We start from the raw sequence: 24,628 nt of genomic DNA on the forward strand, positions 1-24,628 counted from the left end.
GCCGGTGTCGGCCCATCCCGGGGCCTGGCTTGCGGGGGCGGCGGTTACTTCGCCGACTTCCAGGCGTTCCAGAAGTACGGCCACGGCGCGGGCTTGACGCCTTGCAGAGACGGCGAGCGGGCGGCCTGGGCGTTGAAATCACCCACCTTCACGAAGGGGATTTCGTCGTACACGGCCTGCTGCACGTCGGCCCAGCGCTTGACGCGTTCTTCCTGGGTGCGGGCCTGGTTGAAGGCGTCCATCACCTGCGCGCGGCGCGGCGTGTCCCACCAGCCCGGCGCGTCCTTGGACGGGAAGTCGATCAACGCCGGTTCGGGCAGGAACACGCTATGGGTAATGAAGATGTCCCACACGGCGGGGTCCTGGCGGCGCTGGGTCAGCGTGGCCCAGTCCACTACCTGCATGTCCACCGTGAAGCCGGCGGCCTTCAGGTATTCCGCGGCCACCAGCGCCATCTTGTAGTGGAACTCGTACTGCTGGCTGGTCAGGATGCGGATCTTCTTGTCTTGCAGGTTGGCGCCGTCCAGCAGCTTCTTGGCGGCAGCGGTGTCGGCCTTGTTGTAGACCTTGCCGCCCAGCGACGTGGCCCAGGGGTAGCCTTCCGGATACAGGTCGCCGTTGAGCTTGTAGAACTCTTTGTTGCCGAAGGCGGCGTACAGCATGTCTTCTTCGTTCAGCGCCAGCTGCACGGCCTGGCGCACCGCCAGGTTGGACATGATGCCTTGCTTGGTGTTGAGCACCAGGCGGGGCCAGCCGAACGGTTTGAGCATCACCGGGTCGGAACGGCCGCCCTTGAGCTTGTCCAGCGCTTCGACCGGCAGCGAGTCGACATAGTCGAACTGGCCCGCGGCGGCGGCTTCGGAACGCGTGTTGGCGTTGCCCACCGGCACGAAGCGGATTTCGTCGAGGTATTGCTTGCGGGCGCCGCCGTAGCCGTCGGGCTCGCCTTCGCGCTGCTTGTAGCCTTCGAAGCGCGTCAGCTGGATGTACTGGTCCGGCACGCGCGCCTTGAGCTGGTAGGGGCCGGTGCCGACGATCTCGGTCAGCACCGGGGCGATCTTGCCCTTGGGCATGATCACGGCGGCAGCGTTGTTCATGGCCAGCAGCGCGGTCAGCGGCGCATAGGGCTGCTTGAGCGTGATGCGGATCGTGTTGGCGTCGGGCGCTTCGATGTTGGCGATGACCTTGGCGGCCATCTTGCCGCGCGTGGCGGTCTCGGTCCAGCGCTTGAGCGAGGCCAGCACGTCGGACGAATCCATCTTGGAACCGTCATGGAACGTGATGCCCTGGCGCAGGGCAATCGTGTAGACCAGGCCGTCCGGCGTCACGTCGGGCATCTTGTCGGCCAGCAGCGGGGTCAGGTTCCACTTGGCGTCGAAGGTGTACAGCGTTTCGAAGAAATGCTGGGTCAGGATGCCCACCAGGTCGGCGGTGCTGCTCATCGGGTCCAGCGTCGGCGGCTCACCGATGGTGGCCACCGAAATCGTGCCTCCCTTGACCGGCGTGGCACAGAGGGCGGGGGTCGACAATGCGGTCAAGCCAATTGCGCCGGCCGCGAGCAGGCTCTTCAGCCCACCGCCTCGCCGGGAGGTACGGAAGTTCATGATTCTCTCTCCAGAGGGTCAAAAACAGGTTGTCGCGTAATTCGGAAAAGGCGCCGGGTTCCCCAAGTCTTCTCGTGCCCCCTCGGGGCCTGGCGCTAAGGCGTCAGGCTGGGGGCGTTCAGAAGAAGGTCTCGGCCACGTCGGTGACGCGGTACTGCTCGTCCACCAGCAGCACCTGGCGCCACTTGTCGAACGTCAGGCAGGGATGGGAAATGTCGAAGGCGATCATGTCGCCGACCTGGATGTCGTCGGCCTCGCCGATCTGCATGAAGGCGTGCTGGTCCATCATGGCGGTCAGCTTCCATTGCGCGGGCGCGCCTTGCGGGGCGGCCTGGCCGGGGCGGTAGTGCAGTGACGGCGTCGGCAGGCCGGCGTCGAAGGCCGCGTCGCGCTTGCCCATGGCCACGATGGCGCGGCCCGGCTCGGGCAGCGATTGCACGTAGGCCCAGACTTGCAGCGCGGGCTGCAGGCCCGGCTCCATCCTGTGGGCCACGGGGTTGTGGGCGTTGATGCGTTCGGCCGCCGAGCGGTAGACGCCCACGTCATGGGACAGGTAGCAACCCGGGCGCAGCACGATTTCCAGCGGCGCGCCGATGTCCAGCTGCGAGAATTCCTCGGCCACCACGTCAAACCAGGCCGAACCGGCGCCGGAGATCAGCGCCGGGCCGTGCTTGCGCAGGCGGCCGGCGGTGGCCAGGCCACGCAGCGCGTCGGTGGCACGGCGCAGGAACGCGCGGATGGCGGCCTCTTCCTGCAGCACGCCTTCGTAGACTTCGATGCCGGCCAGGGCCAGGCCGGGCCAGCGGCCGATTTCGTCGACCACGGCCTGCAGTTGCGCGTCGTCGCGCACGCCGGTGCGCCCGCCCGTGGGGCCCAGTTCGATCAGCACGGGCAGCACCAGCCCTTGCTCGCCGAAATAGCGGCCCAGCTGGGCGGCGTTGGCGGCAGAGTCGACGATGCAGAAAAAGGTGAAGGCGGGGTCGCGCAGCAGCTTGGCGATCAAGGCCATGTTGGCGCGGCCGACCAGCTGGTTGGCCATCAGCACCCGGCGGATGCCGTGCTGATAGGCGGCGGCCACCTGCGGGGCGGTCGCCAGCGTGATGCCCCAGGCGCCGTTGTCGATCTGGCGCTTGAACAGCGCCGGGCTCATGGTGGTCTTGCCGTGCGGCGCCAGCTTGACGCGATACGCTTCCATGAAGCGCTGCATCCATTGCAGGTTGTGCCGCACCCGGGCCTCGTACAGCACCGCCACGGGCAGGCTGACGTCTTCGGCCAGCAGGTTCCAGTTCAGCGCCGCCACGTCGGCGGTCGTACAGGCCTCGGGGAAGGCGCCCAGGCCTTTGCCGTTGACGTCCAGAGGGGCTGCGGGGGAGGAGGAATGGGGCATGGTGGGCGCCTGTTTATGGAAAATATTTACGGCAAATCCGTTTTTTTTCATTATCGTGAAAAGAATTTACAAGCGGCAGTTGGGAGTTACCCGTAGGCGGCAGGTCGGACCGGTTGGCGCGACAATAGGCAATTCGCCGAGGAATTCGCGGGCCTGCGCGCCCGCCGCCCCACACAAGGAAGAGTCATGCTGAAAGTCGCTTTGGGCCAGTTCGCCGTCAGCCGCGTCTGGGAAGAAAATGCCCAGGTCTGTGTCGATCTCATGCGGCGCGCCCGTGAGGGCGGCGCCGGCCTGCTGGTGCTGCCCGAAGGCATCCTGGCGCGCGATATCACCGATCCCCAGATCGTCCTGAAGGCCGCCCAGCCGCTGGACGGCCCCTTCATGACGCGCCTGCTCGAGGCCAGCCGGGGTTCGGACCTGGCGACCATGATGTGCGTGCACGTGCCCACCGGCGAAGGCCGCGTCTGGAACACGCTGGTCACGATCCAGGACGGCCGCATCGTGTCGCAGTACCGCAAACTGCATCTGTACGACGCCTTCACCATGAAGGAATCCACCAACGTCACGCCGGGTAACGACATCCCGCCGCTGCTCGAACTCGGCGGCCTGAAGATCGGCCTGATGACCTGCTACGACGTGCGCTTCCCGGAACTGGCGCGCCGCCTGGCGCTGGACGGCGCCGACCTGCTGGTGCTGCCGGCGGCCTGGGTGCGCGGCCCGCTCAAGGAAAAGCACTGGGAGGTTCTGGTCACGGCCCGCGCGCTGGAAAACACCTGCTACATCGCGGCCACCGGCGAATGCGGCGAACGCAATATCGGCTGCAGCATGGTGGTGGACCCCTTGGGCGTGGTCACGGCCCAGGCCGGCGAGGCGCCGGCCCTGGTGTTCGCGGACATCGACCCCGAGCGCCTGGCGCATGCCCGCAAGGTGCTGCCGGTGCTGGCCAACCGCCGTTTCGCGGCGCCTGAACTGGCCTGACGGCTGACGCGGCCCGCAAGCCGGGCCGCGCGGTTGGGCAAGGGGCAGCGCCACGCTGAAATCGGCAGCAGGGCCAGCCCCCGGCCCGCGGCAGGCGACCGGTCCGGCATGGTGTAATACTGGCTTGATTTCCTTGCCGTCTTCCCCCATCTGCTGCCAATGAGCAACGATCTCTTCGCGGCCGATCCTGCGCATCGGCCCTATGTGCCCCTGGCCGAACGCCTGCGCCCGCGTTCGCTGGCCGACGTGGTCGGCCAGTCGCACCTGCTGGGCCCCGACAAGCCCCTGCGCGTCGCCTTCGAATCCGGCCGCCCGCACTCCATGATCTTCTGGGGGCCGCCCGGCGTGGGCAAGACCACGCTGGCGCGCCTGATGGCCGACGGCTTCGACGCCCAATTCATCGCCATTTCGGCCGTGCTGGGCGGAGTCAAGGACATCCGCGAAGCGGTCACGGTGGCCCAGGTGGCGCAAGGGCAGGGCCGCCGCACCATCCTGTTCGTCGACGAAGTGCACCGCTTCAACAAGGCCCAGCAGGACGCCTTCCTGCCCTACGTGGAAAGCGGCCTGTTCACCTTCATCGGCGCGACCACGGAAAACCCCTCGTTCGAGGTCAATTCCGCATTGCTGTCGCGCGCCCGCGTCTACGTGCTGCAGTCGCTCACCGCCGAAGAACTGCAGCAACTGGTCGACCGTGCCGCCGAAGCGCTCAACGATGGCCTGGAAGACGACGCCAGGATCCACATCGCACCCGATGCGCGCGAACAACTCGCGGCCTGGGCCGACGGCGACGCGCGTCGGCTCATCAGCGCCGTGGAGGTGGTGGCCGAATCCGCCCAGTCCGCCGGCCGCGACACGGTCGATGCCGAGTGGCTGGAAATCTCGCTGTCGCAGAACCTGCGGCGCTTCGACAAGGGCGGCGACGCCTTCTACGACCAGATCAGCGCGCTGCACAAGTCCGTGCGCGGCTCCAACCCCGACGCCGCGCTGTACTGGTTCTGCCGCATGATCGACGGCGGCGCCGACCCGAAATACCTGTCGCGACGGCTGGTGCGCATGGCGGTCGAGGATATCGGCCTGGCCGACCCGCGCGCCACCGACCTGGCCGTGAACGGCGCCGACATCTACGAACGGCTGGGTTCGCCCGAGGGCGAATTGGCGCTGGCCCAGGCGGTGGTCTACATGGCCTGCGCGGCCAAGTCCAACGCCGTCTACAACGCCTATAACCAGGCCCGCAAGTTCGCGGCCGAGCACGGCAGCGCGCCGGTGCCCATCCACCTGCGCAATGCGCCCACCAAGCTCATGAAGCAACTGGGGCATGGCAAGGCCTACCGCTACGCCCACGACGAGCCCCATGGCTACGCCGCGGCCGAGCAATATTTCCCCGATGGGCTCAATCCGTCCTTCTATCGGCCGACCGATCGCGGCCTGGAGGCTAAAATCCAGCAAAAGTTGGCATTTCTGCGCCAGCTGGACGCAGAAGAACGTGCCAAGAAACGGTAACGGGCGCCGCCCGTTGCTTCTCGCAACCTCACCGACACCACTATGCTAGACCCGATACTGCTGCGCAAAGACCTGCAAACCGTCGTAGACCGCCTCAAGAGCCGTGGCGTGTCCTTCGACACGGAACGGTTCAACGAGCTGGAATCTCGCCGCAAGGCCGTCCAGACCGAAACCGAATCCCTGCAGGCCCGCCGCAACGCGCTGGCCAAGCAGATCGGTCAGCTCAAGGCCAAGGGCGAAGACGCCAGCGCCGTCATGGCGGAATCGCAGGCCGTGCCCGAACGCCTGAAGCAGCTGGAAGAGGAACTGGCCTCCTTGCAGCAGCCGCTGAACGAGCTGCTGATGTCGGTGCCGAACCTGCCGCACGCCAGCGTGCCGCTGGGCGAATCGGCTGACGACAACGTCGAAGTCCGCCGCTGGCTGCCCGCCGCTGCCGGCGCCGACGGCAATCCGCAGCCGCTGGCCTTCGAGGCCCGCGACCACGTGGCCATCGGCGAACCGCTGGGCCTGGATTTTGACATGGCCGCCAAGCTGTCGGGCGCGCGTTTCTCGTTCATGCGCGGCCCCATCGCCCGCCTGCACCGCGCCCTGTCGCAGTTCATGCTGGACCTGCAGACCGGCACCCACGGCTACACCGAGTGCTACACGCCGTACATCGTCAACGCTTCGACGCTGTACGGCACCGGCCAGCTGCCCAAGTTCAAGGACGACATGTTCGCCGTGTCCAAGGGCGGCGGCGACGACGATCCCAAGGTCGACGAGCACGGCAAACCCTTCGTGCGCGAAGACCAATACCTGATTTCCACCTCGGAAATCACGCTCACCAGCGTGGCGCGCGACACCATCCAGGCTGCCGCCGACCTGCCGCTCAAGCTCACCGCCCACACGCCGTGCTTCCGTTCCGAAGCCGGCAGCGGCGGCCGCGATACCCGCGGCATGATCCGCCAGCACCAGTTCGACAAGGTCGAAATGGTGCAGATCACGCAACCGGATCAGTCCTACGCAGCGCTCGAAGACATGGTCGGTCACGCCGAACGCGTGTTGCAGCTGCTGGGCCTGCCGTACCGCGTGGTGCTGCTGTGCACCGGCGACATGGGTTTCGGCTCGGCCAAGACGTACGACCTGGAAGTCTGGCTGCCGGCACAGAACACCTGGCGCGAGATCTCGTCGGTGTCCAACTGCGAAACCTTCCAGGCCCGCCGCATGCAGGCGCGTTTCCGCAACGCCCAGGGCAAGCCGGAATACGTGCACACGCTCAACGGTTCCGGCCTGGCCGTGGGCCGCGCGCTGGTGGCCGTGCTCGAAAACCACCAGCAAGCCGATGGCAGCGTCGTGGTGCCCGAAGCGCTGCAGCCGTACATGGGCGGCCTGACGGTATTGAAGCCCTGACGCCTGTCGAGGTATTTGCAGAATAAAAAAACGGAGCCTCGGCTCCGTTTTTTTATTGCCGCTGGCAATGAATGACTTGTCCCGACGCGCGCCATACGCCACAAGGCGGATGGAGCGAATAACCCCGGCTGCCTATCATCGAGACATATTTCTGACTTGTTGGGAGATTATGCTCAACGCGTGAGTGCTTGATTTTGATGTGAGCAATTGTGTATTTTCAATAAAAGGGCCAGATAGTTACGGCACAATACGCATGCGTTCTACACGCTTCATTCACTTATATAACAAGGAGTTGTCCATGACTTCAAGAATGATTGGAGATTTTCGTGTGAGATGCTCTGTGGCTCAAGATGACGAGCAGGGCTTCCGCGTGCAGATATGGACTCGCCGCGTAGGCGGAACCGCACCGGAAAAATGCTGGACGGTACCGGGACAGGTACCGTTCGCAAGCTTGCACGAAGCAGAACAGGAAAGCCGGCAATTGTTTGAAGAAATCAATGGTGTGCGTTTCAATGGTGAACCGGAGTTTGCTCATGCGTCCGCATAATGGCTGGTGGCGGGCGTCGAGTGCGCCGCGCCGCTGGATCGATCTTGTTCAGGAATCGTCGCGTTGGGCTGATGGCAAGCCCACCCCGGCGCCGCAGCATCCGCCTGTCGTCTCGGCAGGCAAACCCGTCCAGGCTCCCGCAGCCTGACACGCTTTCTCCGGGGTACCGGAAATTGCCCCGCAGAAAAAAAGGCCACTCGCTAGAGTGGCCTTTGTTTTGCAGGGTACGCCGGCAGGGCCTGCCGGCGAGGCATCAACGGCGCCAGTCGCCGCGGCCGTGGTAATAACCCGGGCCGGGGCCGCGGTAGTAGCCGTGGCCATGGCCGCGCCAGTAGCCGCCGCCGCGGATGTAGACCGGGGCGGGGTACACCACCGGGGGCGCGACGTAGACGGGCGCCGGACGGTAATAGACCGGGGGCGGCGGCGCGTAGACCGGCGCCGGCGCCACATAGACGGGGGCGGGGGCGACATACACCGGGGCCGGGTAGACCACCCCGGGCACGCCGATGGAGATCCCGACGTCCACGCGAGCCAACGCGACGCTGGAGATCAGCAGACCCGCTGCACCCACACCTGCGATTAGCCATTTTTTCATGTTGCACCTGCCTACTGCGTGACGCAGCAAAGTTGAGTATTCGTTAGGACCATTTTCGGTCTTTTCGGTTCTGCGTGGGTAAGCGGGCCTGCCTCAATAGCGACAATCCGCAACGGTTGCCGCGCGCCTGGCGATCCGCTTGTTGCGTTGCCGCAGATCCGTCCCGCTCTGGTAAACCCGCAGTTGAAATCGACTGAAATACGGTGGAATGCCTTGACGTCCCGAGGCGGGGTTACAGGCAGTCACCATCGGGGCGTGGCGATTCCCGTGATGACAACACCGGTACGCCTGCCCTGGGGGCGGGTCAGGCCTCGCCGGGTTGCTGGCAGCGGAATTCCACGACCCAGACCCAGGGATTGGCGGCCCAGGCATGAGCGCCGTAGCGTTCGCACCAGGTCAAGGCAAACGCTGTTTGCAATGGCACCCCGGGCAAGAGCGCGGACGATTGATAGAGCGCTTGCGTGCCTTCGGCGCGGGCGTCGGCGTCCGACAGTTTCTGCAGGCGCTGGATGCGTACGCCGACCACGACCGCGGTGGCGAACGGTTTGCCCAATTCGTCGGTGAGGATAATGCTCTCGCCCGATTTTCCATACGGGCAACTGACCCATGGCGAGGTCTTGCGCAGTTCTGCCGAGCCGTCCTTGGCGGGCCCCATGGCGACCCATTTCCCGGAATCGGATGCATCCGCATACCAGGCGGTGGTGAGCTTGGTGGGCTGCGGTTTGACGATGCGCCGGGTTTGCACCTTATAGCCGTCCAGGATGGCTTGCTTGAGCGGCTCGCTGAATTGAAGTGCCTGCCTTTTCATACGCTCGCTGTTCCCCTCACGATCAACGCTTGCGCGCTAATGATGCTGCGGCCGAGTCGACGCGTGCCAACATGGCGGGCTTTATGAAGCCTCGCACGAACAGTATGACGCGTCGTCGCCGCCATGTCAGGCAAAGGGTTAATTGTGTGTCTTTTTGAATACGCCCGGGCGTTGTTTGTATACTCGAACCATGAACACAGACCTGCATGATCTCAAGCCCGGTTACTACTGGTACACCATGGCCTCCGACCCGCTGGCCGTCATCCATATCCATGAAGACGGCGGCGCCACGCTCATGGGTACCGACTATCGCCTGGGCGCCGAAGGCGTGGCCGACATGATTCGCCAGGGACAGCGTTTCTTCTGGATCGAACCGCCGCAGCAAGCCTGAGCCGGCGCGGCCCTGGCGCCGCGCATCGCCTGCACTGCGCGTCAAGGACGCTTCCATGACTGACCTGTTGTTGAACAACGTTCGCCTGCCTGACGGCACCGCGGCCGACGTGCTGGTAAGCCGCGGCCGTATCGAACGCATCGGCCCCAACCTGCAAGCGCCTGCCGAGGTGCCGCGAGAGTCCGGTGAAGGCGCATTGCTCCTGCCCGGCCTGGTGGAAGGGCATACCCATCTGGACAAGACCACCTGGGATTCGCCCTGGTACGTAAACCAGGTGGGGCCAGCCCTGACCGACCGCATCGACAATGAACGTGCCTGGCGCGCCACCAGTGGCCATGATGCTGCCGCGCATTCGCGGGCCCTGGCGCTGGCCTTCCTGCGCGAAGGCACGACCCGAATCCGCAGCCATGTCGACGTCGATACCGATGCCGGGCTGCGCCATCTGGACGGCGTGCACCAGACCCGCCAGGCGCTGGCCGGACTGGTGGAAATCCAGACCGTGGCGTTTCCGCAGTCGGGTCTGTTGATCCGGCCCGGCACCGCGGCGTTGCTGGACGAGGCGCTGGCGCAAGGCGCCGACGTGCTGGGCGGGCTGGACCCGTCCGCCATCGACCGCGACCCGGCGCAGTCGCTGGACGTGCTGTTCGGGCTGGCCGACAAGCATGGCAAACCCATCGATATCCATCTGCACGAGCCCGGCGACCTGGGCGCCTTCACGCTCGACCTGATCCTGGATCGCACGCAGGCCCTGGGCCTGGCCGGCCGGGTCGTCATCAGCCATGCATTCTGTCTGGGCGGGGTCGATGCCAAGCGTCTGGACGGCCTGCTCAAGCGCATGGCCACGCTGGACGTGGCCGTGCTGACCACGGCGCCGCCGTCGCGTCCCGTGCCGGCAGTGCGCGCCTGTCGCGAGGCCGGCGTCACGATCTTTGGCGGCAACGACGGCATCCGCGATACCTGGACGCCCTATGGCAGCCCCGACATGCTGGCGCGCGCCATGATGATCGGCCTGCGCAACGACCTGCGCCGCGACGACGAAGTGCAATGGGCGTTTGATTGCGTCAGCGCCAGCGCGGCCCGCGCCTGTGGCTTTGCCGACTACGGACTGACGCCGGGCGCGCGCGCCGACCTGGTGCTGGTGCAGGCCAGCGGTGTGGCCGAAGCTGTGGCGCAACGCGCGCCGCGCCGTCTGGTGGTGTCAGGCGGCCGCGTCGTGGCGCGCCATGGCCAATTGTTAGGCGACGCGGCGGCCTAGCGTTCGGCCAGTTCTACGAACGCCCGCATCAATTCCGAGCGCACGCCCGAACGCGGCCAGATCGCGCCGACCGTGCGCGTGGGGCAGGGCGCGGGCAGCGGCCACCGCTTGACGGGCGCGGTCGATGCGCCCGTGGTGGCCCAATCGGGCAACAGCGCCACGCCCAATCCTTCCGATACCAGCTTGGCGATGGAATCGATGCCGTCCAGCTCGAACCGTACCTGCGGGCGCAGGTTGCGGGCGCGCAGGTAGTCATCGGCCATGCGGCCGCCCACCACGCTGCGGTCGTAGCGGATATAGGGTTCGCGCGCGATCACGGCCAGCGGGTCGTCCACCACCATGTCCACCGGCGTCACCAGCACCAGCGGCTCGCGCCGCAGGTCGCGCCAGACACAGGATTTCGGCAGCGTGAACATGGGGTGCACCAGCAGCGCGCCGTCCAGTTCGCCGGCCAGCACCTTGCTGTAGAGCAGGGTGGTGGGCGCCGGTTCGATGTAGATCTCGATATGCGGATGGCGCGCCGCCCAGGTGCGCAGCACGGGCGGCATGATGCCGGTCAGGGCGGTGGGCGTGGCGCCCAGGCGCAGCGGGCCGGCGGGCAGGTCCGATTCGGTGGCGGCCGAACGCAGGTCGCGCAGGTCACGCAGCACGTTGCGGGCGCGTTCCAGGATGCGGGTGCCGGCCGCGGTGGGCTTGACGGTGCGGCCCGACCGGGCGATGAGTGCGCTGCCCATGTCCGCTTCCAGCGCGCGCAGCCGCTGCTGAACCGTGGCAGGCGTCAGGCCCTGGTGGCGGGCCGCCTGCGCGATGGAACCCAGCTCCACCACGTGTACATAGGTCTGCAGAAATCTCGAATCCATCGGCACACGCTCTTGAAAGATGTTTTTTCCATATTCTAAAGATGGTTCAAGATAATTGTTTGTTTCTTTGCAGAGGGCAAGAATGCGGTTCAGCGTTGCGCCGGCGCAAAGCGCGCCGGCGGCGTAACCCGCACTATTCCCTTATCAGGAGCCAGCCGTGCCCATCATTGAATCCATCGACGTTTGCGCCGCCGCGGTGCCCTTGGACAAGGTCACTTCGTTCTCGAACCGCACCGTCTCCACCCGCCATTACGGCCTGGTCAAGGTCCGCAGCGCCGATGGGGTGGAGGGCATCGGCTTTTGCTACGTCGGCAGCGCCGGGGGCGCGATCTTCGAAGCCGCGGTGCAGAGCCTGCTGGCGCCCGTGCTGCTGGGCCGCGATTCGCACGCGGTCGAAGGCCTGTGGCAGGCCATGTACCAGGAAGCGCTGCTGCAAGGGCGCCAGGGCACGGTGATGCGCGCGCTCAGCGCGCTGGACATCGCCCTGTGGGACCTGAACGCCAAGAGCGCCGGCCTGCCGCTGCACAAATTCCTGGGCGCGATGGAACTTGAAACCGTGCCGGCCTATGCCAGCGGCGGCTACTACCTGGACGGCAAGACGCCGCAGCACCTGGGCGAGGAAATGGCCAGCTATGTCGCCAAGGGCTTCAAGGCCGTCAAGATGAAGACGGGCCGCCTGTCGCCGCGCGAAGAAGAAGCGCGCCTGAAGGCCGCGCGCGAAGCCGTGGGGCCGGACGTGGAACTGATGATGGACTGCAACAACGCCTGGCAGGACGTGACCCAGGCCATGCAGTACATCCGCCGCTTCGAGCAATACGAACCGTATTTCATCGAAGAGCCGTTCGGCCCGGACGACATCGACAGCCACGCCAAGCTGGCGCGCCTGACGCACCTGCCCATCGCCACGGCCGAGATCGGCTATGGCCGCTGGTACCACAAGGAACTGCTGGACAAGGGGGCTGCCGGCATCCTGCAGACCGATGCGGCGGTGTGCGGCGGCATTACCGAATGGAAGCGCATCGCCGCCACGGCCGCCAGCTATGGCGTGGTGGTGTGCCCGCACTGGTTCCACGATGTGCACGCGCCGCTGGTGGCCGCCACGCCCAATGCGCGCTATGTTGAGTTTTTCTGGGACGATCAGGTCCTGAATTTCCGCAAGCTGGTGGACCGTCAACTGACCCATAAGGAAGGCCGCGTGGTGCTGCACCAGGAACCCGGCCTGGGATTCGGTTTCGACGAACGCATGGTCGAGCGTTACGGCAAGTGGACCCGCATCGGCCGCTGACGAGGAGAGCATTCATGAGCACCCAAGCCGCGGACCGTCCGCAAGGCGTGTATTCCCCGGTCCTTACGCCATTCAACGCAGACCTGTCGCCCAGCGCGCCGCGCTTTGTCGGGCACTGCCGCGGCCTGCTGGAGCAGGGCGCGGGGCTGGCAATCTTCGGTACGAACTCCGAGGCGAATTCGCTCAGCGTGGCCGAAAAGCGCCACCTGCTCGATGCCTTGCTGGATGCGGGCCTGCCGGCCGCGCGCATGATGCCGGGCACCGGCGCGTGCGCGCTGCCCGACGCGGTGGAGCTGACCCGCCACGCGGTCAACGCCGGCTGCGGCGGGGTGCTGATGCTGCCGCCTTTCTACTACAAGGGCGTCAGCGACGAAGGCCTGTTCCGCGCGTTTGCACACGTGATCGAGCGGGTGGCCGACGAGCGCCTGCGCATCTATCTGTATCACATCCCGCCGGTGTCGGGCGTGCCCATCAGCCTGGGGCTGATCGACCGCCTGTTGGGCGAATTTCCCGGCATCGTCGCCGGCATCAAGGACAGCTCGGGCGACTGGGCCAATACCCAGGCCATGCTGCGCGACTTCCAGCCGCGTGGCTTTGACGTGTTCGCGGGCACCGAAACCGTGTTGCTGGAGACGATGCGGGCGGGCGGCGCCGGCTGCATCACCGCCACCGGCAATGTCAACGCCGGTCCCATCGTGGCGCTGTACCGCTCATGGAAGGAGGCCGGTGCCGAAGACCGGCAACGCGCGTTGAATGAAACCCGCGCCATTTTCCAGGCGTATCCGATGATTCCGGCCATGAAGGCCGCGATCGCGCAGCGGCGCAACGATCCTGTGTGGGCAACGGTGCGGCCGCCGCTGGTGGAGCTGACCGACGCGCAGGCGGCGCAGCTGGCACAGCGCCTGGCGGCGCCGGTGGTTTAAGTCACAGGCAGGACAAGCCGCTCGAGAGGCACGCCGCATCGCGGCTGGCCTGGCGGGCGGCAAGCAGGGCTTACTTAAACAGTCGCCGGGCATGAACCCGGCGCGCGAGGAGACAAGCATGCAACGTAGGCATTTCATTACCGGCGCCGCGGCGCTGGGGGCGGCGCTCGTCCTGCCGTCGGCGCGGGCGCAGGATTTGCCGCCCGGCCCCGTCAAGATCGTGGTGGGGTTTCCGGCGGGCGGGGGCACGGACGTGCTGGCGCGCCTGTTGGGCCAGAAACTGGGCGTGATGTGGGGTATTCCGGTGATCGTCGAAAACCGCGCGGGCGCGGCCGGCATCATCGCGGCCGAGCAGGTGGCGCGCCAGCAAGGCGACGGCAACACGCTGCTGATGGCCCACGTGAACAGCCACGGCATCGCGCCGGGCCTGCAGCCCAAGCTGGGCTATTCCGCCGAGCGGGATTTCTCGCCCATCGCACTGGTGGGCAAGACCCCCACGCTGCTGATCGGCGGCGCGGACCAGCCCGCCAAGACTCTGCCGGACCTGGTGGCGTTGTGCCGGGCCCAGCCGGGCAAGATCATCTTCGGGTCCGCGGGCAGCGGTTCGGCCCAGCACCTGGCGCTGGAAATCTTCAAGGCGCGCGCCAACATCGATGTGCTGCATGTGCCCTACAAGGGGTCGGCGCCGTTGATGAACGACCTGATGGGCGGTCATGTGCAGTATTGCTTCGAAGGCATGACCACCGCCACGCCGCTGATCCAGTCGGGCAAGGTGATGGCGCTGGCGCAGACCTTGCAGCAGCGCTCCAAAAGCCAGCCCAACGTGCCCACCGTGGCCGAGCAAGGCTATCCCGGGTTCGAAGCCAGTATCTGGTTCGGCATGGTCGGCCCGGCCAAGATGCCCGCCGCCATGGTCCAGCGCATGAATCAGGACATCGACCGGGTGCTGGCCATGGCCGATGTGCAGGAAAGGCTGGTGCAGGTCGGGGCCGAGGATGGCGGCGGCAGCGTGCAGCGCTTTGCCGATTTCATGCGCGACGAACAGCGCAAATACGCCAAGACCATCCAGGACGCGAAGATCGTGGCCGAAGGTTGAGCGGGCGCGGCATCGATGAGCAAGGCGGCCCGTCGGGCCGCCTTTTTCTTGCGCGCCGTCAACGTGCGGGCAGGCCGGCGGATGCAAGATGGGCGCTCGCCCGCCGGGGCGGATGAGGCAAACAGGGGAACTTCCGTCAAATAGGTCTGCATTTCGCCGGATGTCGGCGAAATCTGGACTGCTAGCATCATCGGGACCCTCGCGAGAGCCCTCGAATTCGAACTCTCCGGCGGCATTTTCCTTGACGCATGATGACTACTATTTAGGGGCGGACCATCCAGGGCTTGCGGGCATCTGGTCGACATTGGCAGCGCAGTTTCATGCGATGCCACTGCAACCGCCGGAACACGCCTTCGATCCTGCCTGGGTGGTAGCTGGAGGCAGTATGAATAACTTGAAGCTTGGAACCCGCCTGGCGGGTGGATTTGCCGTCTTGCTGGCCATGATTCTCACGATGTGCATCGTGGGGCTGGTGAGCCTGGCCAACATCAACGCATCGGTCGAGACCGTCACGCAGCGGTCGCTGATCAAAGAGCGCCTGATCAACGATTGGGCCCGCAATATCCAGACGGGCGTTACCCGCACCACCGCGATCGCCAAGAGCGCCGACGCCAGCCTGGCTGGCTTCTTCGCGGAAGAGGCCGCCACGTCCACGCGCAATTCGTCAGCGTTGCAGCAGAAGATCGAGCCGATGATCGAAAGCGCCGAAGAGCGGCAGCTCTGGGAAGGCATCGGCAAATCGCGGGCGGAATACCTGCGTACGCGCGATGGCATCTTCAAGGCCAAGCAGGAAGGCAATGTCGAGGCTGCCAACAAGATCTTCACGCAGGAGTTCCTGCCGGCCACGCGCCAGTTCATCGACCAGATCACGAAGCTGTCCAATCTGCAGCGTGCCGACATCGATGCCCAGGGCGCCGAGATCGAGAGCGCTTATGGGGTAGCCAATTTCTGGATGATCGCCATCGGGTCCATCGCGGTCGTCAGCGGCTTGCTGCTGGCGGTCTTGCTGACGCGCGGCATTACCCGGCCGTTGTCCCAGGCGGTGCGCGTGGCGCGCACGGTGGCCGCCAACGATCTGACCAGCGCCATCAGCGTGACCTCGCGCGACGAGATCGGCCAGCTGATGCTGGCGCTGCAATCCATGAATGCCACGTTGGTGGGCACCGTCGCCAGGATCCGCACCGGTGTCGACAGCATCGCGTCCGCCTCCGGTGAAATCGCGGCGGGCAATACCGATCTGTCTTCCCGTACGGAGCAGCAGGCGGCGTCGCTGGAAGAGACCGCCGCGTCCATGGAAGAGCTGTCGTCCACCGTGAAGCAGAATGCCGACAGCGCCAAGCAGGCGAACCAGCTTGCCGCGGCGGCGTCGGACACGGCATCTCGGGGCGGCGCCACCGTCTCCGAGGTCGTCAGCACGATGAGCGCGATCTCGGCCAGCTCGGTCAAGATCGCCGATATCGTTTCCGTGATCGATGGCATTGCCTTCCAGACCAACATCCTGGCCTTGAACGCCGCGGTGGAAGCGGCGCGGGCCGGCGAGCAAGGCAAGGGCTTTGCCGTGGTCGCGGCCGAGGTTCGCACCCTGGCGCAGCGCAGCGCGCAGGCGGCCAAGGAAATCAAGGTCCTGATCGAAGACACGGTTTCGAAGATTCGCCAGGGCTCGGGCAGCGCGGAGCGGGCAGGGGCGACGATGCAGGAAATCGTGAGTTCGGTGCAGCGCGTGACCGACATCATGGGCGAGATCGCCGCGGCCTCTGCCGAGCAGGCCGACGGCATCGAGCAGGTCAACCGCGCCGTGTCTCAAATGGACGAGGTGACGCAGCAGAATGCCGCGCTGGTGGAAGAGGCCGCCGCGGCGGCAGGTTCCATGCAGGACCAGGCGGCGGAACTCACGCGAGCCGTCAGCGCGTTCAAGCTGCCGGGCGGCAGCCAGGTGGCGGGTCGGCCAGCTTTGGCTTCCACGGGGTCGACCGACCACCCGTCGGGCCCCGCGCTGCGAATCGCGGCGTACTGAGTCTGTCCAGCGCCTGCGGGCGTTGGGCTGAGAAAGAAAAAGGCCAATCCCGAGGGATTGGCCTTTTTGGAATACTGGCGGAGAGGGTGGGATTCGAACCCACGGTACGGGGATACCGTACGCCTGATTTCGAGTCAGGTACATTCGACCACTCTGCCACCTCTCCGTGGCTGGATTCCGTAACGGCGTCTGGTCTTGCGCAAATGGGGTTTAGGCCATCAGCGCGTTTCCTTTCACAATCAGATCCCTGGTCGGAAGAATCTGCGTTGTCGGAGCAGCGAAGCCCGCAATTCTACAGCAAAAAAATAATTTGTGTAAAGCCCCTCGGTTTCGTCGGCTACAGGGAGTTTCATCGGCTTTCGCGGCGGGCATTCTTTGCGCAGAATCGGACTGTCTCGTCCCCGTCGCCTGGCCCCGATGAACCTGATCCTCATCCTGTTGCTCGCCGCCGTCCTGTGCGTGCCCTTGACCCAGCGGCTGGGGTTGGGGGCCATCCCAGGCTACCTGTTGGCCGGGGTACTGGTGGGGCCGTCGTGCCTGAAGCTGGTGACCGACGTGGGCGACATGGTCAATGTGTCGCAGTGGGGCGTGGTGATGATGCTGTTCATCATCGGCCTGGAACTGGCGCCCAGGCGGCTGTGGGCCATGCGCCGCGAGGTGTTCGCGCTGGGGTCGCTGCAGATGCTGGCGTGCGGCCTGCTGCTGGGGCTGGTGTTCGGCGCGGCGCTGCGCCACCTGGCGGGCATGGAGTGGCAGGCGGCCGTGCTGTGCGGGCTGTCGCTGGCCTTGTCGTCGACCGCCGTGGCCCTGAGGCTGCTGGACGAACGCGGGCTGACGCGCACCCCGATGGGCCGGTCGGCGCTGGGGGTGCTGCTGTTCCAGGACATGGCGGCGATTCCCATGCTGGTCGCGGCCGGCCTGCTGGGGGCGGGCAGCGCGTCCGAACCGTCCTTCAAGGAAGCCCTGATCGCGGTGGCAGTGGTGGCCGTGGCCTATCGGCTGCGCCTGTTGGGCTGGGCCGCCAAGGCCCAGGTGAACGAACTGTTCACGGCGGCGGCGCTGCTGATGGTGATCGGCACGGCCCAGCTGTTCAACTATGCGGGGCTGTCGGCGGGCCTGGGCGGATTCCTGGTCGGCGTGCTGATGGCCGAGTCGCGCTACCGCGACGAACTGGAACGGGCCATCGATCCCTTCAAGGGCCTGCTGCTGGGGCTGTTCTTCGTGGCCATCGGCATGTCCGTGAACCTGCACGTAGTGGCGGACCACTGGGCCTTCATCCTGGCCGGCGTGACGGCGCTGCTGCTGGTCAAGGCGGGGGTGCTCTACGCCTTCGCCCGCTTCCTGGGGCTGCCGCGGTATCACCGCCTGCTGTTCGCCATGGTGCTGGCGCAGGGCGGCGAATTCAGTTTCGCGATCTTCAACGAGGCCTGGAGCAACCACCTGATGGACCTGGACCAGCGCGACGTGCTGGCCGTGGTGGTGGCGATATCGATGGGCGTGGTGCCCATTCTCATCAAGCTGCTCGAACGCGTGCCCGAGCGGCTGGGCGGCATGGCGGATCTGCCGGTCGTGGAACCTGCGGCCGAATCCGAATCCGAGCCTGGTTCGCCGCCGCCCGGCGCCGAGCCGCCGCCGGCAGGGCAGGGCGCGCAGCCGGCTCGGCCGCAACCGGACAAACCCGCCGCTTGACCCCGCGGGCCGTGGGGGCATGGCATGATTGGCACCTTGCCGGGCAGCTACACTTGACGCTGTTTTTTCAGCCCGTGTTTCGCCCGCGGCGCCGGCCGGCGCGTTTCGGCCGCCGCCCGCATTCCGCGCCCCGCCACAGGAGAATATCTATGCTCAAAGGAAAAGTCGCAGTCGTCACCGGTTCCACCAGCGGGATCGGCCTGGGTATCGCCACGGCCCTGGCCCAGCAAGGCGCCGATATCGTCCTGAACGGCTTTGGCGATGCCGCCGAAATCGAGAAGCTGCGCGCGGCCCTGGCGGCCCAGCATGGCGTCAAGGTGCTGTACGACGGCGCCGACCTGTCCAAGGGCGATGCCGTGCGCGGCCTGATCGACAACGCCGTGCGCCAGGCCGGCCGCATCGACATCCTGGTCAACAACGCCGGCATCCAGCACACCGCGCTGATCGAGGATTTTCCCGCCGACAAGTGGGACGCCATCCTGGCGCTGAACCTGTCGGCCGTGTTCCACGGCACCGCAGCGGCCCTGCCGCACATGAAAAAGCAGGGCTTCGGCCGCATCATCAACATCGCGTCGGCGCATGGCCTGGTGGCCTCGGCCAACAAGTCGGCCTACGTGGCCGCCAAGCACGGCGTGGTGGGCTTCACCAAGGTGACGGCCCTGGAAACCGCCGGGCAAGGCATCACCGCCAACGCCATCTGCCCGGGCTGGGTGCGTACGCCCCTGGTTGAAAAGCAGATCTCGGCGCTGGCCGAAAAGAATGGCGTCGACCAGGAAACCGCCGCCCGCGACCTGCTCAGCGAAAAGCAGCCGTCGCTGCAGTTCGTCACGCCCGAGCAATTGGGCGGCACCGCCGTTTTCCTGGCGTCCGACGCTGCCGCGCAAATCACTGGTACGACCGTTTCCGTCGATGGCGGCTGGACGGCGCGCTGATAAAGGAACTTCGAATGCTGTTTTTGCTTTCCCCCGCCAAGAAGCTGGACTATGACTCGCCCGTGCACGTCGAGACCCATACCCAGCCGTTGTTCGTGGACCAGGCCGCCGGCCTGATCAAGGTGCTCAAGACCAAGAGCGCCGACGATATCTCCGACCTGATGAGCCTGAGCCCGGCCCTGTCCGAGCTGAACGTGCAGCGTTATGCGCACTGGAAGCGCACGTTCACGCAGGCCAATTCGCGCCAGGCCGTGCTGGCCTTCAATGGCGATGTCTACGAAGGGCTGGAGGCCTCGACCCTGTCGGCCAAGCAGCTGGACTGGGCGCAAGAGCACGTGGCCATCCTGAGCGGCCTGTACGGTGTGCTGCGTCCGTTGGACCTGATGCAGCCGTATCGCCTGGAAATGGGCACGCGGCTGGCAACGCCCAAGGGCAAGAACCTGTACGAGTACTGGGGCAGCGGCATCGCCGACTACCTGAACGAGCGGCAGGCCGGCCAGAAGGCACCGGTGATCGTCAACCTGGCGTCCGAGGAATACTTCAAGTCGGTCGACCTGAAGGCGCTCAAGGCCCGCGTGGTGCAGTGCGTGTTCCAGGACTGGAAGAACGGCGCCTGGAAGATCATCAGCTTCCATGCCAAGCGGGCGCGCGGCCTGATGGCGCGCTACGCGATCCAGCACAAGGTCGCCAAGCCCGAAGGCCTGCATGGTTTCGACCTGGAAGGCTACAAGTTCGACGCCTCGGCCTCCACCGAGGACAAGCTGGTGTTCCGCCGCAAGGTCTGAGCGGGTGCGAGCCCAGTAAAAAAAGCGCCGGCCTCTTGCGAGGCCGGCGTTTTGTTTTCTGCGAAGCCTGATCTCAAGCCGGCGCTGCTACCGGCGGCGCATGCTGCGGGTCCGCCAGGGCGTGGAGTTCCTGGCGAATCATGTGCGCCGCCTTCAGCATCTGCTTGACCGGATACACCAGCGCCGCCTGTTCGCCTTCGGTGTCGAACTGGGTGGGCAGGTTGGACGGCGGCTGGGCGCGGTTTTCGTCCAGCAGGTCGACCATGCCGGTCAGCGCCTGCTGCACGGCCTCGGGGGTGGCGGGCAGGGCCGCCAGGATGGGGATGGCCGCGGTGATCTGCGAGGCCAGCACGTGATTCTGGATCAGCAGGTTGTTCAGTTCGGGCACGCTGACCTGGTGCGATTTCGGCTCGCTCATCATGCGGTAGAAGGCCTCGGCGAAATTGCTGAACGCAATGTGCACGTTCTTGCGCGCCAGCCGCCAGGCCAGGTCGGCGTCGGTGACGGCCGGAATCTCGTCGGCGCTGGCCCCGACCGGCGCGCCGTTGGCCTGCATGGCTTCGACGTAGCGCAGGCCGGCCATCAGGTATTCGCGGTTGGCGCGCGTGGCGGCCGCGGCCAGCGGCTTGAGGTAGCGCGCTTCCCACCAGGGCAGGATGTAGCTGCACACCAGCGCCAGCGCGCAGCCCAGCAGCGTGTCGATGGCGCGTTCACCGATCACCGCCATCGACACTGTGCCGGGCGAGACGAAGTGGAACACGAGCACCACGAAGAGCGTGTTGAAGATGGCGCTGGCCATGTAGTTCAGCTGCACCAGGCTGTTGCCCATGATGCAGGCGGCCAGCAGCACGGCGAACAGCAGTTCGGCCCGGTCGGTGACGTTGAACAGCAGCAGGGCGCAGATGCAGCCGATCAGCGTGCCCATCAGGCGCCAGCCGTTGCGCTGGCGGGTCAGCGCGAAGCCCGGCTTCATGATGATGACGATGGTCAGCATGATCCAGTAGTTGTGCGCCGAGAACGCGGGCGACAGCCAGCGGCTGGCCAGCGTCATGGCGATGGCGGCGGCGGCCGTGACGCGCAGCGCATAACGAAAGTGCGGCGAGTCCAGCCGCAGGTTGCTGGTCAGCAGCCCGAAGCGGAATTCCTGGCGCGAGATGAAGCGGGTCAGCGACTTGTTGATGCGCAGCACATCGGTGGGCTTGGCGTGTGGCGAGGCGGCGGTGTGGTCGGCCAGGCGGTCGACGATGCGGGCGGAATTGCGCAGGCGCCGCAGCACTTGCACGATCAGGGCCAGCATTTCCGGTTCGCGTTCGCCCAGGCCCTGCTGCTTGAGCTGTTCGATCTCGTATTCGATGGCGCGCAATTCTGCCTTGGCGCTGCTGCGGTACTGCACCTTGCGCCCGCGCGACACGTCCAGCGCGATGCGGTTCAGTTCCAGCGACATCTTCACCAGCGCGTCGCGCATGAACATCAGGCAGTCATTGCCGGCCAGCGCGCGGCGCAACGCGGCGTAGTCGGTGTGCGTGGCCACCAGCGTGTCGAGCAGCTGCAGCATGTCCACGAACATGTTCCAGATCATCACGCGCTGGCGGTCGCCCATGCCCTTGCCGCGGGGCAGGGCGCGCAGCACCATGTCGCGCGCGGCCTGGTGCTTTTCGGTCATGACCGACTGGCGCTGGATCAGGTTGCGGTAGGCCTCGTCCAGGTCGGCGGTTTCGTCATAGAAGGCGGCGCGCGCGGCGACGTAGTCGGCCGTGGCGAACAGCGCCACCGACATGGCCTGTTGTTCCTCGCGCAGCCAGAACAGGCGCGAGAACCCCAGGCTGAAGACGACGTAGAACAGCGCCCCGCCCAGGGTGGCAGCGGCATGCGCCAGGACCTCGTGCGGTTCGAGCGGCGAATGCATGGTCAGCGTCATCAGCAGCAGGCCGGCAAAGCCGATCAGGCCGCCGCGCTTGCCGAACACGGTAAACATGGAATAGACGAAGCACTGCGCAATGACCACCAGCCAGATCAGCACGGGGTGGGTCGAGGCCAGTCCGGTGATGATGACGGTCAGCGTGCCCAGCGCCGCGCCGCCCAGCATTTCGTTGGTGCGGTGCCGCTGCGGGCCGCCGGGCTGGTCGATGATGGCCAGGCACTGCGCGCCGAACGTGGCGACCAGGCCGGTGGTGTAGTGGCCGAACAGCCCGCCCAGCACCAGCACCGGCAACAGCATGCCCACCCCCTGCCGCACTCCGCCGAAGAAGTAGTGGCTGTAGAGGAAGCGGCGAATGCTGGCAATGCGCAGATCCATGGGGCGCGTGTTCGATTGCGAAAGACCAAACAAGTATATAGATCCGCATCAGCGGCAGTGCTTTTCCCGCCGGGCCGCCCCAAGGGAAAAGAGCCCCCTTGGGGGGCAGCAAGCATGCGAAGCGTGCGCGGCGTGGGGGTCGTCCATTTTGGGGTCAGATGGTTACGGAGTTTCCCTGCAACCTTCTCGCAACGGTCCGAAAACCGTCGATTTGCTACCTTTGCCGCAACGCGGTAAATTGCTCCACTTGCGCCGGTCTGCCTATCCGAAACCGGCGCGTTGAGGCGGATGGTCAGGGTCACCTCCCAGCCATCCTGCAGCAGTTACACCTGCCGTTGGCCGCGCCACAAGCGTGTGTTGCCAAGGCTTCCATTTCGACCTCCAGCGTCCCCCAGGGGCGTTTGCACTGCGTTCTGTCGAGCGTGTGCCGGGTCGGCAAGGTGTCCGGGTGGCGTGGCTCCGTGAGCCGCTAAGCGCCGGATCATGTTGTCGTAGCCGGTATGGGTTCCGTTGCCGCCGTATCCGGGCGGGCAGCAGTCAGGGTTGCAGGGCCGGTACTGAAAGGAAATACAACATGGAACTGAATGGCGCCGATATCGTCGTGCGCTGCCTGGCCGATGAAGGCGTGGAACACGTTTTCGGCTACCCCGGCGGCGCAGTGCTTTACATCTACGACGCGATCTTCAAGCAAGACAAATTTCAGCATATCCTGGTTCGTCACGAGCAAGCCGCCGTGCACGCCGCCGATGCCTATTCGCGCTCGTCGCAAAAGGTCGGCGTCTGCCTGGTGACCAGCGGGCCGGGCGTGACCAATGCCGTCACCGGCATTGCCACCGCCTATATGGATTCCATCCCCATGGTCATCATCAGCGGGCAAGTGCCTACTGCGGCCATCGGCGAGGACGCCTTCCAGGAATGCGACACCGTCGGCATCACGCGTCCCTGCGTCAAGCACAACTTCCTGGTGCGTGACGTCAAGGACCTGGCCGAAACCATGCGCCGCGCGTTCTACATCGCGCGTACCGGCCGTCCCGGCCCGGTGCTGGTGGATATCCCCAAGGACATCACCGTCGCGCAGTGCAAGTACACCCCGCCCAAGGGCGAGATCTCGATGCGTTCCTACGCGCCCGTCAACAAGGGCCACCAGGGGCAGATCAAGAAAGCCGTGCAGATGCTGCTGGCCGCCGAGCGGCCGATGATCTACACCGGCGGCGGGGTCATCCTGTCGAACGCCGCGCCCGAGCTGAACAAGCTCGTGTCGCAGTTGGGCGCGCCCTGCACCAGCACCCTGATGGGTCTGGGCGGCTACCCCGCCAGCAGCGGCCAGTTCGTGGGCATGCCCGGCATGCACGGCACGTACGAGGCCAACATGGCGATGCAGCACTGCGACGTGCTGCTGGCCATCGGCGCCCGCTTCGATGACCGCGTGATCGGCAACCCCAAGCACTTTGCGCAGAACGCCCGCAAGATCATCCATATCGATATCGACCCGTCGTCGATTTCCAAGCGCGTGCGCGTGGACGTCCCGATCGTCGGCAACGTCAAGGATGTGCTGGCCGACCTGAGCGCCCAGTACGAGGTCGCCGCCGCCGAACACAAGCCGGCGTCCATCACCAAGTGGTGGGAGCAGGTCGAGACCTGGCGCGGCAAGGAATGCCTGAAGTTCGCCAACTCGGACGAAGTCATCAAGCCGCAGTACGTGGTGGAAAAGCTCTGGGAAGTGACCGGCGGCGACGCCTTCGTCACGTCCGACGTGGGCCAGCACCAGATGTGGGCGGCGCAGTACTACAAGTTCGACAAGCCGCGCCGCTGGATCAATTCCGGCGGCCTGGGCACGATGGGCGTGGGCCTGCCGTACGCCATGGGCGTGCAGATGGCCAATCCGGGGCATGACATTGCCGTCATCACCGGCGAAGCGTCGATCCAGATGAACATCCAGGAACTGTCGACCTGCGCCCAGTACCGCCTGACGCCCAAGATCGTCTGCCTGAACAACCGCTTCCTGGGCATGGTCCGGCAGTGGCAGCAGATCGACTACGGCTCGCGCTATTCCGAGTCGTACATGGATTCGCTGCCCGACTTCGTCAAGGTCGCCGAGGCCTATGGCCACGTGGGTCTGCGCATCGAACGCCCGGCGGATGTCGAGCCGGCGCTGCGCGAAGCCTTCAAGAAGCACAAGGACCGCCTGGTCTTCCTGGACTTCATCACCGATCGCACCGAAAACGTGTGGCCGATGGTCAAGGCCGGCCGCGGGCTGACCGAAATGCTGCTTGGCTCTGAAGACCTGTAAGGAG

20 protein-coding genes and 1 tRNA gene are annotated in these 24,628 nt (G+C 65.8%); 14 read left to right on the forward strand and 7 right to left on the reverse strand.

The window, feature by feature from the left end:
* Window positions 1–44 precede the first annotated feature (44 nt).
* Window positions 45–1,604: an ABC transporter substrate-binding protein gene (locus tag U858_RS0109395; RefSeq protein ID WP_029953681.1), complete on the reverse strand. Its 1,560-nt coding sequence runs from the start codon at window positions 1,602–1,604 to the stop codon at window positions 45–47.
* Window positions 1,605–1,722: 118 nt separating this feature from the next.
* Window positions 1,723–2,991 (reverse strand): amino acid deaminase, encoded by a 1,269-nt coding sequence (locus tag U858_RS0109400; RefSeq protein WP_025136908.1) that lies wholly within the window; start codon window positions 2,989–2,991, stop codon window positions 1,723–1,725.
* 186 nt (window positions 2,992–3,177) lie between these two features.
* Between U858_RS0109400 and U858_RS0109405 the strand changes: the two genes are divergently transcribed.
* The 4 genes from U858_RS0109405 to U858_RS34745 all read left to right on the forward strand — a co-directional run bounded on the left by U858_RS0109405 (window position 3,178) and on the right by U858_RS34745 (window position 7,405).
* The gene (locus U858_RS0109405) at window positions 3,178–3,969 is read left to right on the forward strand and encodes a deaminated glutathione amidase (RefSeq protein WP_025136909.1); all 792 of its coding nucleotides are present in this window, start codon (window positions 3,178–3,180) and stop codon (window positions 3,967–3,969) included.
* A gap of 159 nt (window positions 3,970–4,128) precedes the next feature.
* Window positions 4,129–5,469: a replication-associated recombination protein A gene (locus tag U858_RS0109410; protein WP_025136910.1), complete on the forward strand. Its 1,341-nt coding sequence runs from the start codon at window positions 4,129–4,131 to the stop codon at window positions 5,467–5,469.
* A gap of 42 nt (window positions 5,470–5,511) precedes the next feature.
* Window positions 5,512–6,858, forward strand: a complete 1,347-nt coding sequence (serS, locus tag U858_RS0109415) for a serine--tRNA ligase (RefSeq protein ID WP_025136911.1) — start codon at window positions 5,512–5,514, stop codon at window positions 6,856–6,858.
* Window positions 6,859–7,156: 298 nt separating this feature from the next.
* Window positions 7,157–7,405 carry a hypothetical protein gene (locus U858_RS34745; protein WP_081821581.1) on the forward strand — a complete coding sequence of 83 codons (249 nt, stop codon included), beginning with the start codon at window positions 7,157–7,159 and terminating at the stop codon, window positions 7,403–7,405.
* 253 nt (window positions 7,406–7,658) lie between these two features.
* On the opposite strand, the gene U858_RS0109420 is transcribed toward U858_RS34745, so the two are convergent.
* Together U858_RS0109420 and U858_RS0109425 are read right to left on the reverse strand one after the other, a co-directional pair.
* Window positions 7,659–8,000 (reverse strand): virulence factor, encoded by a 342-nt coding sequence (locus U858_RS0109420; protein WP_025136912.1) that lies wholly within the window; start codon window positions 7,998–8,000, stop codon window positions 7,659–7,661.
* Between the two features lie 304 nt (window positions 8,001–8,304).
* Complete coding sequence (locus U858_RS0109425) at window positions 8,305–8,808, reverse strand: PmgT domain-containing protein (RefSeq protein WP_025136913.1); 504 nt, start codon at window positions 8,806–8,808, stop codon at window positions 8,305–8,307.
* Window positions 8,809–8,998: 190 nt separating this feature from the next.
* On the opposite strand from U858_RS0109425, the gene U858_RS33635 reads away from it, so the two are divergent.
* Window positions 8,999–9,199 (forward strand): hypothetical protein, encoded by a 201-nt coding sequence (locus tag U858_RS33635; protein ID WP_042884660.1) that lies wholly within the window; start codon window positions 8,999–9,001, stop codon window positions 9,197–9,199.
* A 55-nt stretch (window positions 9,200–9,254) separates the two neighbouring features.
* A complete protein-coding gene (locus tag U858_RS0109435; RefSeq protein ID WP_025136914.1) occupies window positions 9,255–10,454 on the forward strand; it encodes an amidohydrolase family protein in 1,200 nt (399 codons plus the stop codon).
* Here the strand turns inward: U858_RS0109435 and U858_RS0109440 are convergent.
* Complete coding sequence (locus tag U858_RS0109440; RefSeq protein ID WP_025136915.1) at window positions 10,451–11,314, reverse strand: LysR family transcriptional regulator; 864 nt, start codon at window positions 11,312–11,314, stop codon at window positions 10,451–10,453. The two genes, U858_RS0109435 and U858_RS0109440, sit on opposite strands and share 4 nt — an antisense overlap.
* Window positions 11,315–11,471: 157 nt before the next feature.
* Between U858_RS0109440 and U858_RS0109445 the strand changes: the two genes are divergently transcribed.
* The 4 genes from U858_RS0109445 to U858_RS0109460 all read left to right on the forward strand — a co-directional run bounded on the left by U858_RS0109445 (window position 11,472) and on the right by U858_RS0109460 (window position 16,632).
* On the forward strand, window positions 11,472–12,599 hold the full coding sequence (locus U858_RS0109445) for a mandelate racemase/muconate lactonizing enzyme family protein (protein ID WP_025136916.1): 1,128 nt from the start codon (window positions 11,472–11,474) through the stop codon (window positions 12,597–12,599).
* Between the two features lie 14 nt (window positions 12,600–12,613).
* The gene (locus U858_RS0109450) at window positions 12,614–13,522 is read left to right on the forward strand and encodes a dihydrodipicolinate synthase family protein (RefSeq protein ID WP_025136917.1); all 909 of its coding nucleotides are present in this window, start codon (window positions 12,614–12,616) and stop codon (window positions 13,520–13,522) included.
* Window positions 13,523–13,640: 118 nt separating this feature from the next.
* Window positions 13,641–14,618, forward strand: a complete 978-nt coding sequence (locus U858_RS0109455) for a tripartite tricarboxylate transporter substrate binding protein (RefSeq protein WP_025136918.1) — start codon at window positions 13,641–13,643, stop codon at window positions 14,616–14,618.
* A gap of 385 nt (window positions 14,619–15,003) precedes the next feature.
* A complete protein-coding gene (locus tag U858_RS0109460; protein WP_025136919.1) occupies window positions 15,004–16,632 on the forward strand; it encodes a methyl-accepting chemotaxis protein in 1,629 nt (542 codons plus the stop codon).
* A gap of 75 nt (window positions 16,633–16,707) precedes the next feature.
* Here the strand turns inward: U858_RS0109460 and U858_RS0109465 are convergent.
* A tRNA-Ser gene (locus U858_RS0109465) sits at window positions 16,708–16,798 on the reverse strand.
* A gap of 251 nt (window positions 16,799–17,049) precedes the next feature.
* Here U858_RS0109465 and U858_RS0109470 point away from each other — a divergent pair.
* The 3 genes from U858_RS0109470 (at window position 17,050) to yaaA (ending at window position 20,038) form a co-directional block, all read left to right on the forward strand.
* Window positions 17,050–18,321: a cation:proton antiporter gene (locus tag U858_RS0109470; RefSeq protein ID WP_025136920.1), complete on the forward strand. Its 1,272-nt coding sequence runs from the start codon at window positions 17,050–17,052 to the stop codon at window positions 18,319–18,321.
* Between the two features lie 149 nt (window positions 18,322–18,470).
* Complete coding sequence (locus tag U858_RS0109475) at window positions 18,471–19,253, forward strand: 3-hydroxybutyrate dehydrogenase (RefSeq protein ID WP_025136921.1); 783 nt, start codon at window positions 18,471–18,473, stop codon at window positions 19,251–19,253.
* 14 nt (window positions 19,254–19,267) lie between these two features.
* Complete coding sequence (gene yaaA / locus U858_RS0109480; protein WP_025136922.1) at window positions 19,268–20,038, forward strand: peroxide stress protein YaaA; 771 nt, start codon at window positions 19,268–19,270, stop codon at window positions 20,036–20,038.
* 73 nt (window positions 20,039–20,111) lie between these two features.
* Here yaaA and U858_RS0109485 read toward each other — a convergent pair whose 3' ends face one another.
* Window positions 20,112–22,334 carry an FUSC family membrane protein gene (locus U858_RS0109485; RefSeq protein WP_025136923.1) on the reverse strand — a complete coding sequence of 741 codons (2,223 nt, stop codon included), beginning with the start codon at window positions 22,332–22,334 and terminating at the stop codon, window positions 20,112–20,114.
* A 520-nt stretch (window positions 22,335–22,854) separates the two neighbouring features.
* Here U858_RS0109485 and U858_RS0109490 point away from each other — a divergent pair.
* Window positions 22,855–24,624, forward strand: a complete 1,770-nt coding sequence (locus tag U858_RS0109490) for an acetolactate synthase 3 catalytic subunit (RefSeq protein ID WP_255358781.1) — start codon at window positions 22,855–22,857, stop codon at window positions 24,622–24,624.
* The last annotated feature ends 4 nt before the right edge of the window (window positions 24,625–24,628 follow it).

Source organism: Achromobacter sp. DH1f (assembly GCF_000633435.1).
Lineage (GTDB): Bacteria > Pseudomonadota > Gammaproteobacteria > Burkholderiales > Burkholderiaceae_B > Achromobacter > Achromobacter deleyi.

Excerpts from the sequence above, each read along its gene's own strand:
- U858_RS0109395 (WP_029953681.1), bottom strand. The coding sequence starts at position 1,604 with ATGAACTTCCGTACCTCCCGGCGAGGCGGTGGGCTGAAGAGCCTGCTC.
- U858_RS0109400 (WP_025136908.1), bottom strand. The coding sequence starts at position 2,991 with ATGCCCCATTCCTCCTCCCCCGCAGCCCCTCTGGACGTCAACGGCAAA.
- U858_RS0109405 (WP_025136909.1), top strand. The coding sequence starts at position 3,178 with ATGCTGAAAGTCGCTTTGGGCCAGTTCGCCGTCAGCCGCGTCTGGGAA.
- U858_RS0109410 (WP_025136910.1), top strand. The coding sequence starts at position 4,129 with ATGAGCAACGATCTCTTCGCGGCCGATCCTGCGCATCGGCCCTATGTG.
- serS (WP_025136911.1), top strand. The coding sequence starts at position 5,512 with ATGCTAGACCCGATACTGCTGCGCAAAGACCTGCAAACCGTCGTAGAC.
- U858_RS34745 (WP_081821581.1), top strand. The coding sequence starts at position 7,157 with ATGACTTCAAGAATGATTGGAGATTTTCGTGTGAGATGCTCTGTGGCT.
- U858_RS0109420 (WP_025136912.1), bottom strand. The coding sequence starts at position 8,000 with ATGAAAAAATGGCTAATCGCAGGTGTGGGTGCAGCGGGTCTGCTGATC.
- U858_RS0109425 (WP_025136913.1), bottom strand. The coding sequence starts at position 8,808 with ATGAAAAGGCAGGCACTTCAATTCAGCGAGCCGCTCAAGCAAGCCATC.
- U858_RS33635 (WP_042884660.1), top strand. The coding sequence starts at position 8,999 with ATGAACACAGACCTGCATGATCTCAAGCCCGGTTACTACTGGTACACC.
- U858_RS0109435 (WP_025136914.1), top strand. The coding sequence starts at position 9,255 with ATGACTGACCTGTTGTTGAACAACGTTCGCCTGCCTGACGGCACCGCG.
- U858_RS0109440 (WP_025136915.1), bottom strand. The coding sequence starts at position 11,314 with ATGGATTCGAGATTTCTGCAGACCTATGTACACGTGGTGGAGCTGGGT.
- U858_RS0109450 (WP_025136917.1), top strand. The coding sequence starts at position 12,614 with ATGAGCACCCAAGCCGCGGACCGTCCGCAAGGCGTGTATTCCCCGGTC.
- U858_RS0109455 (WP_025136918.1), top strand. The coding sequence starts at position 13,641 with ATGCAACGTAGGCATTTCATTACCGGCGCCGCGGCGCTGGGGGCGGCG.
- U858_RS0109460 (WP_025136919.1), top strand. The coding sequence starts at position 15,004 with ATGAATAACTTGAAGCTTGGAACCCGCCTGGCGGGTGGATTTGCCGTC.
- U858_RS0109470 (WP_025136920.1), top strand. The coding sequence starts at position 17,050 with ATGAACCTGATCCTCATCCTGTTGCTCGCCGCCGTCCTGTGCGTGCCC.
- U858_RS0109475 (WP_025136921.1), top strand. The coding sequence starts at position 18,471 with ATGCTCAAAGGAAAAGTCGCAGTCGTCACCGGTTCCACCAGCGGGATC.
- yaaA (WP_025136922.1), top strand. The coding sequence starts at position 19,268 with ATGCTGTTTTTGCTTTCCCCCGCCAAGAAGCTGGACTATGACTCGCCC.
- U858_RS0109485 (WP_025136923.1), bottom strand. The coding sequence starts at position 22,334 with ATGGATCTGCGCATTGCCAGCATTCGCCGCTTCCTCTACAGCCACTAC.